At 61.5% G+C, this 7719-nt stretch carries 6 protein-coding genes; 1 reads left to right on the forward strand and 5 read right to left on the reverse strand.

Annotated features, from left to right (window positions below; genetic code table 11):
* Positions 1 to 127: 127 nt before the first annotated feature.
* From EOD15_RS23810 to EOD15_RS23830, 5 genes are all read right to left on the reverse strand, one after another.
* Positions 128 to 1300 (reverse strand): iron-containing alcohol dehydrogenase, encoded by a 1173-nt coding sequence (locus tag EOD15_RS23810; protein ID WP_127318714.1) that lies wholly within the window; start codon positions 1298 to 1300, stop codon positions 128 to 130.
* Positions 1301 to 1317: 17 nt separating this feature from the next.
* Positions 1318 to 2706: an aldehyde dehydrogenase family protein gene (locus tag EOD15_RS23815; protein ID WP_127318712.1), complete on the reverse strand. Its 1389-nt coding sequence runs from the start codon at positions 2704 to 2706 to the stop codon at positions 1318 to 1320.
* 125 nt (positions 2707 to 2831) lie between these two features.
* Complete coding sequence (locus EOD15_RS23820) at positions 2832 to 4202, reverse strand: glutamine synthetase family protein (protein ID WP_127318726.1); 1371 nt, start codon at positions 4200 to 4202, stop codon at positions 2832 to 2834.
* Between the two features lie 86 nt (positions 4203 to 4288).
* A complete protein-coding gene (locus EOD15_RS23825; RefSeq protein ID WP_127318710.1) occupies positions 4289 to 5851 on the reverse strand; it encodes an amino acid permease in 1563 nt (520 codons plus the stop codon).
* 18 nt (positions 5852 to 5869) lie between these two features.
* Complete coding sequence (locus EOD15_RS23830) at positions 5870 to 6688, reverse strand: N-formylglutamate amidohydrolase (RefSeq protein WP_127318708.1); 819 nt, start codon at positions 6686 to 6688, stop codon at positions 5870 to 5872.
* A gap of 144 nt (positions 6689 to 6832) precedes the next feature.
* Between EOD15_RS23830 and EOD15_RS23835 the strand changes: the two genes are divergently transcribed.
* A complete protein-coding gene (locus EOD15_RS23835; protein ID WP_127318706.1) occupies positions 6833 to 7660 on the forward strand; it encodes a MurR/RpiR family transcriptional regulator in 828 nt (275 codons plus the stop codon).
* The last annotated feature ends 59 nt before the right edge of the window (positions 7661 to 7719 follow it).

Here is a 7719-nt window from a genome sequence, read left to right on the forward strand (position 1 = left end):
CTTTTTAACCTGATGTAGCAATCGCTCCGCGATTCTTTTTCCGGCTAACTAGTTTTTGCCTTGCCCGTCATCCTCCCCCTTGTTTTCATAGCCCCTATTCAGATCACTTTGCGGCGCGGAAAACGCCTCAGACCGTGCCGGCGATGGCGTTTTCGAGCAAGGTCAGCGCCGCCTTCTTGGTCAGCTTGACCGGGTTGCCGCCGGCAGTCGGATCGACCACCGCCATATCGGCGATCAGCGTCTTACGCTTCTTGTCCATGTCGAGCCCCTTGATAAGGCCGGGCAGTGCATGCGGCACCTTCAGTTCCTTGCGAAGCTTGATGATGGCTTTGGCGAAGCCGTCAAAGCCGCCCTTGATGCCGCAATAGGCGGCGAGCCGGCCGATACGCTCCTCGATCGGATCACGGTTGAAGGCCAGCACATAGGGCATGAACACCGCATTGGTCATGCCGTGATGGGTGTCGTAGAGCGCGCCGACCGGATGCGACAGCGAGTGGATGGCGCCGAGCCCTTTCTGGAAGGCGGTGGCGCCCATGGCGGCGGCGCTCATCATGTGGGCGCGCGCGACGAGATCTCCGCCGTTGGCATAGGCCTTCGGCAGGTTCTCGAAGACCAACCTCACGCCTTCGACGGCGATGCCGTCGGCCATCGGATGGTAGCCGGGCGCGCAATAGGCTTCGAGGCAATGGGCCAGCGCATCCATGCCGGTACCGGCGGTGATGAAGCCCGGCATGCCGACCGAAAGCTCCGGATCGGCAATGACGATAGCCGGCAACAATTTGGGATGGAAGATGACTTTCTTGGTGTGCGTGGCCTCATTGGTGATGACGCCGGCGCGGCCAACCTCCGATCCGGTCCCGGCGGTGGTGGGCACGGCGATGATCGGCGCGATGGCATCCGAATTGGCGCGCGTCCACCAGTCGTCGACATCCTCGAAATCCCACACCGGCCTGACCTGCCCGGCCTGGAAGGCGATCAGCTTGCCGAGATCGAGCGCCGAGCCGCCGCCGAAGGCGATGACGCCGTCATGCTTGCCCTTCTTGAACACGGCGATGCCGGCGGTCAGGTTGGATTCGACCGGGTTCGGCCTGACCTCGGAGAAAACGCCGTAAGGGACCTTCGCATCGTCGAGGATCTCTAGGGTCGAGGCGACGACTGGGAGTTTCGCCAGGCCAGGATCGGTGACGAACAACGGCCGCTTGATGCCGGTGGCCGCCAGCACCTCAGGCAATTCCTTGATGCGGCCGGCGCCGAAGCGGACGGTGGTGGGGTAGTTCCATTTGGAGATCAGCTTGGACATTTTTGTCTTTCAATAAATCAGATGGCTTCGCGCAGATGGAATGATTTCGGCCTGGTGAGATTGTCATAGCCGATGGCCGACAAGCCCGCGCCCTTGCCGGTGTCCTTGACGCCGGTCCAGACCAGTGCCGGATCGAGGTAGTCGCAGCGGTTCATGAACACCGTGCCGGTCTCGACCCGGTTGCCGATCGCGACGGCATGCTCGGTATCGCGGGTCCAGATCGAAGCCGTCAGCCCGTAAGGACTGTCGTTCATCAGCGCGATCGCCTCTTCGTCGTTACGCACCTTCATGATGCCGACGATCGGTCCAAAGCTCTCTTCGCGCATGACGCTCATCTGATGGTCAACATTGGTAAGCACTTCCGGCGCCAGATAGGGCGAACCGGCCTTGTCGTTAGCCACCTTCATGTCGATGTGCGCCACCGCGCCCTTGCGCAGCGCCTCGGCCTTCTGTTCACGTATCAGGTCGGCGAAGCGCGCCTGCGCCATCGGCCCCATCGTCGTCGCCTGTTCGAGCGGATTGCCGACGACATAGTTCTTGGTCTCGGCGATGAAGCCTTCGACGAATTCGTCATAGACCTTTTCGTGCACATAGACGCGCTCGATGCCGCAGCAGCACTGGCCGGAATTGTAGAAGGCGCCGTCGACCAGATTGGCGATCGCATGATCCATCTTGGCATCCGGCAGGACATAGGCCGGATCCTTGCCGCCAAGCTCGAGGCCGAGCGTCATGAAGGTGCCGGCCGCCGCCTTTTCGATGGCGCGGCCGCCGCCGACCGAACCGGTGAAATTGACATGGTCGATCTTTCCCGAGCCGAGCAGCCTTTCGGTCTGGGTGTGATTCAGCACGACATTCTGGAACACGCCCTTGGGCAGGCCGATCTTGTCGAACGCCTGCTGAAAGCGCTCGCCGACCAGCAGCGTCTGCGCCGCATGCTTGAGGATCACGGTGTTGCCGGCCATCAGCGCCGGCACGATGGTGTTGACGGCGGTGAGATAGGGATAATTCCACGGCGCGATCACCATGACCACGCCGAGCGGGTCCTTCTTCACATAGCGGCGGAAGCCGTCCTTCGGGTTGGAGGCAGGCACCGGCTTGAGCGCCTGCTCGGCGATCTCGACCATATAGGTGGTGCGTTCCCTGACGCCGCCGAACTCGCCGCCGTAGCGTACGGGCCGCCCCATCTGCCAGGCGATCTCCGGCACGATCTCGTCTGATATCGCGACCAGCGCTTCCAGCATGGCGAGCATGTACTTGCCGTGCTCGACGATTGGCGTCAGCCCCCACTTCTCCTGAGCCGCCTTGGCACGCTCGACCGCGGCATTGATCGCCTGGTCGGTCGCGATCGGTCGCTCGGCATAGATCGAACCGTCGATGGGGGATATGAGTTTGACCGTCTCGGTCATTTTGTAAGTCCTCGTATTCTACAACAAAATCGTATGGCCTGGCGCTGCCCCTCATCTGCCTGCCGGCACCCTCTCCCCCACGGGGAGAGGGTAAGAGTGAAGGGGCGCCGACGAACCGTCGATACCTAGTACCGCTCGAACCCTCTGTGCAGTTCCCAATCCGTGATGCGGCGGTCGTATTCGAGCTGCTCCCACTTTGCGGTGTGGACATAGTGTTCGAGCACATCCTCGCCGAGCGCCTGCTTGAGCATCTTCGACTTCGCAAGCGTCTCGGTGGCATCGCGCAGCGTCTTCGGAATCTCCGGCAGGCGCGATGCCTGATAGGCATCGCCGACGAACGGCTTCTGCAATTCCAGCTTCTCGTCGATGCCCGCAAGGCCGGCGGCGAGCAGCGCTGCGAACGCAAGATACGGGTTCAGATCGGCGCCGCCGATGCGGCATTCCATGCGGATGCCCTTGGTGCCCTCGCCGCACAGGCGGAAGCCGGCGGTGCGGTTATCCTCGCTCCACATGATCTTGGTCGGCGCGAAGGTGCCGGCCTGGAAGCGCTTGTAGGAGTTGATGTAGGGCGCCAGGAACCAAGTGAATTCCTTGGCGTATTTGAGCTGGCCGGCGGCCCATTGCTGGCCAAGCGTCGACAGCGTCCAGTCGGCCGCCTTATCGAAGAACAGCGGCGTCTTGCCATCGGCGCTCCACAGCGAATTGTGGATGTGGCTGGAATTGCCGGCGAGCCCGTAATTGTATTTGGACATGAACGAAATCGCCTTGCCCTCGGACTCCGCGATTTCCTTGGCGCCGTTCTTCAGGATGACGTGACGGTCGGCCATGTCGAGCGCCTCGGCATAGCGCACATTGATCTCTTCCTGGCCCGGACCCCACTCGCCCTTGGAGTTCTCGATCGGGATGCCGGCCGCCTCCATCTCGTTGCGAAGCCGGCGCATGACGCCTTCTTCCTTGGTGGTGATACCGATCTGGTAGTCCCCGATATAGGGCGATGCGGTATCGAGACCTTGCCAGTGCTTCTTGCGGGCGGAATCATAGGTCTCGTTGAACAGATAGAATTCGAGCTCGGAAGCGAAATAGCCGATATAGCCGCGCTCGCTCAGCCGTTTGACCTGCTTCTTCAAGATGGCGCGCGGTGAATGCGGCAGATCGTCATGCGTGTGGTGGTCGAGCACGTCGCAGATCACGAGAGCGGTCTTTTCCAGCCAGGGAATGCGCCGCAGCGTGGCGAGATCCGGCTTCATGACGAAGTCGCCATAGCCCTTCGACCAACTCGCCGCCTTGTAGCCGGGCACCGGCTCCATATCGATGTCGGCGGCCAGCAGATAGTTGCAGCCATGCGTTTCGTCATGCGCGGAATCGACGAAGTATTTCGCCAGGAAGCGTTTTCCCGCCAGCCGTCCCTGCATGTCGACGATGCAGGCGAGCACCGTGTCGATCTCGCCGCTGGAGACCGCTTTCTTCAACTGATCGAACGAGAAATTTCCGGCCATTCCTTTGGCACTCCAGCGCTTGGGCTTTGATTGATCGAACGAAACCATGGCCGGCACGATGCCGGCCATGGCCATGATAGCTGATGTCAGTGGCCCGTTTCGCCGACGGCTAACTCGGCGGCAGCGATGGCGGCCTGGCGCTTGGCGATCTGGTCGCCGATCGGCGGCCCCTTGAAGCGCCGGTTCTCGAAGCCGAACCAGAGCACGGCGGTCAGCACGATGAAGCCTATGGTGATGTAAAGCACCTTGTCGTTCGGCGGCTGGATCGCGATGTAGAAAATAATCACCATGCCGACGAGCGACAGTACGCAGAAGAGCTTGAACAGGCCGCCACCGAGGTTCCACGGGCCTGGATTCGGCCATTTCGCGGTTCCGAAAGCCATCATGCCGAGCATGATAGGGATGATGAAGGACAGGAAAAGGAACACCAGCGTCGAATTGACAACGATGGTGTAGATGTTGGTGCCGCCGATCGAGATGAACTGCGCCAGAAAGACATAGATGATCTCAAGGATCGCTGCGGTCCAGATGGCGTTGACCGGGGTACGCCAGGCTGGACTCACCTTGGCCAGCGACCCCGAGCCAACCGGCATGCCGCCGTCGCGGGAGAAAGCAAAGAGCATGCGCGAAGCCGAGGTCACCGTGGCGAGACCGCAGAGAAACTGCGCGATCAGGATTCCCAGATAGAGCAGTTCCTTCAGCCACACCGGCAGAATCGTGTCCATGGTGGCGAAGAACACGTTCCAGCCCTGCTTGGCGCCTGCCGCCAGATCCGGGATCGCTAGGACGATGGCGCACAGCATCACCCAACCGATCAGCGAGGACCAGACCACCGACGACACGATTGCCCGCGGAACCGAGTGCGCAGCCTTCAGCGTTTCTTCCGACGTGTGCGCCGACGCGTCATAGCCGGTGATAGTGTAGACCGGCAAAAGCAGGCAGAGCAGGAAGAGATAACCCATGGAATCCGTCTGCGGGAAAACACCGCCGCCCGCATCACCCGAATAATTGGTGAAGGTCCACAGCCGCGTGACGTCGATCGCCGGCGCGAACACCAGGCAGGCCACGATCAGCACTGCGGTCGTTCCGAGAATGATGAAGCCGGAAGCATCGGTCAACATGGCTGTCAACTTGATGCCGAAATGATTGAGCAAGGCCTGCAGGACCGTAATGAAAGCGACGAAGCCGACGATTTCGCCTGGCGTACCGGTCATCCCGAACCAGCTTCCGAACGTTCCTGTGAAGAAGAACGCAGTGCCGATGTTGATCGCGCCGAGCACCGTGATGAGACCGAGCAGGTTGAGCCAAGCGGTGAGCCAACCGGTGAAGCGGTTGCCGAGGATCGAAGCCCAGTGATAGAGGCCGCCGGCGGTCGGAAATGCCGAGGCGATCTGCGCCATGGCAAGGGCGAAGAAGCCCGACACGCAGCAGCCGACGATCCAGCCGATGCCCGCACCTGCGCCGCCGATCGACGATGTGGCTTGCGCGAAGGAGTTGATGCCGCCCGAAAGGATGCAGATGATCGAGAACGATATCGCGAAATTCGAGAAGCGGCTCATGCTCCGCGACAGTTCCTGGGCATAGCCCATGCCGTGGAGAACCTTCAGGTCCTCCTTCTTGTCAACGTCCGTATAATCCGGTCCTGCCATTTTCATTCCCCTGTGGTTCTAATTGGCCGATTGAACTGACTTTCCGACTGAATGCGATCTGGAATATCCGGCCTCCTCTGGCTCCAGATCCGAAAAAATGCCCGTGAGCAGATCCGCCCATTTCCGCTGCCCGGTCTCGCCGGCGATTTCGTCGTTGCGGATTTCGATCATCGCGCAGGGCAGGCCGCGTGATCGCGCATGCCGTTCCAGCGTGAAATAGACGCGGTCGGCAGGCGAATACGGCTCGTTGACGCCGACGGTGACGCCGGCAAGCCGCTTCAGCGCCGATATCAGCGGCGCCGCCAGCCGGCGATCCTCGTCGTGGATGATGCCGATATGCCAGGGCCGGTTTTTGGATTTGTAGACCGGCGTGAAGGAGTGGACCGAAACCAGCCGCGTTTCCTGACCATGTGACAGCCTGTTGTCGATGATACCGGCAATCGTGTCGTGGAAAGGCTGCCATGACAGGGCAACACGTGCCGCCCGCTCGTTTTCCGACAGGCCGGCATTGCCCGGTATGACCGTTGTCTCACTGACCGGCGGCACCAGGTCGGGCGCGTCGAGCGGCCGGTTGCAGTCGATGACAAGGCGCGAAATGCGGGTCTCGACCAGAGTCGCGTCAAGCGCCTGCGCCATGCGGCGGGCAACAGGCAGCGCGCCGGGATCCCAGGCGATGTGACGCGACAGGTCCTCGGCGGCAAGGCCGAGCGTGCCGAATTCGGCCGGCAGGTAGTTCGAGGCGTGATCGCAGGTCAGCACGAATGGGCTCGATCCGGCGGGGTTCGTCACCCTCACGGTATCAGACGATGCAAGGCTGGCGGGCCGTGCTTTCTCCATACTCTGCCGTCCCCGGGGAGCGCTGTATCGTATGTTACGTATTTTGCCTCATTGCGTCCCTGTGGATGATTTCATACAGTTTGTCCGGCTTTGTCAAATGCGATCTCGGAAAAGGCCTTCGGCCGAGCCAGAGGTGGGGAAAACATGATTTCCAGCATTGCCGAACTGATCGCCGATCGCCTCGGCACGATGCCGGCCGGCGAACGGCGCGCGGCCCAGACACTGATCGCCAACTATCCGATGATCGGCCTGAAAACGGTCGCTGAATTCTCGGCCGCGGCAGGCGTCTCCTCGCCGACGATCCTGCGTTTCGTCGCCCGGCTGGGCTTTCAGAACTATCCGGAATTCCAGTCGAGCCTGCAGGACGAACTGGCGGCGCAACTGCAATCGCCGGCAACAAGGACGCTCAACCCGCCCTCGCCCGGCGGCGGCACGGCGTCGCCGATGCTGGAAGCGACGCTCGACAATATGCGCGAGACGTTCAGGCACCTCTCCGACAGGCAGCTTGCCGACATCGCCGCCCGGCTCGCCGACCGGCGCGGCAAGACATTCCTGATCGGCGGTCGCTTCACCGATCCGCTGGCGCGCTACATGGCCGCCCACCTCGCCGTCATCCAGCCGGATGTCTTTCACCTCGCCGGGCAGGAGAGCATGTGGCGCGACCGACTGATCGACATGGGCAAGCGCGACGTGCTGGTGATCTTCGACATCAGGCGCTACCAGGACAGCCTCGTCCGCTTCGCCGAGAAGGCGCATCAGCGTGGCGTCCAGATCGTGCTGTTCACCGACCAGTGGCTGTCGCCGATCGCCCGCTTTGCTCGTCATGTTATCGCCGGACGAACCGCGGTGCCGTCGGCATGGGACTCTTCGGCTGCCCTTTTCGTCGTCGCCGAAACGCTGATCGGCGCCGTCACCAGGCAACTGGAAGCAGAAGGCGCCAAACGCATTCGCGAGATGGAAAGTCTGCGTTAGTGCCTGTGCGACGATCCAAAGCGTTACGTATATTTTCTCAAAGGTTACATTATTTAATG

Origin of the sequence: Mesorhizobium sp. M7A.T.Ca.US.000.02.2.1 (assembly GCF_003996995.1) — a bacterium.
Classification (GTDB): Bacteria; Pseudomonadota; Alphaproteobacteria; order Rhizobiales; family Rhizobiaceae; genus Mesorhizobium.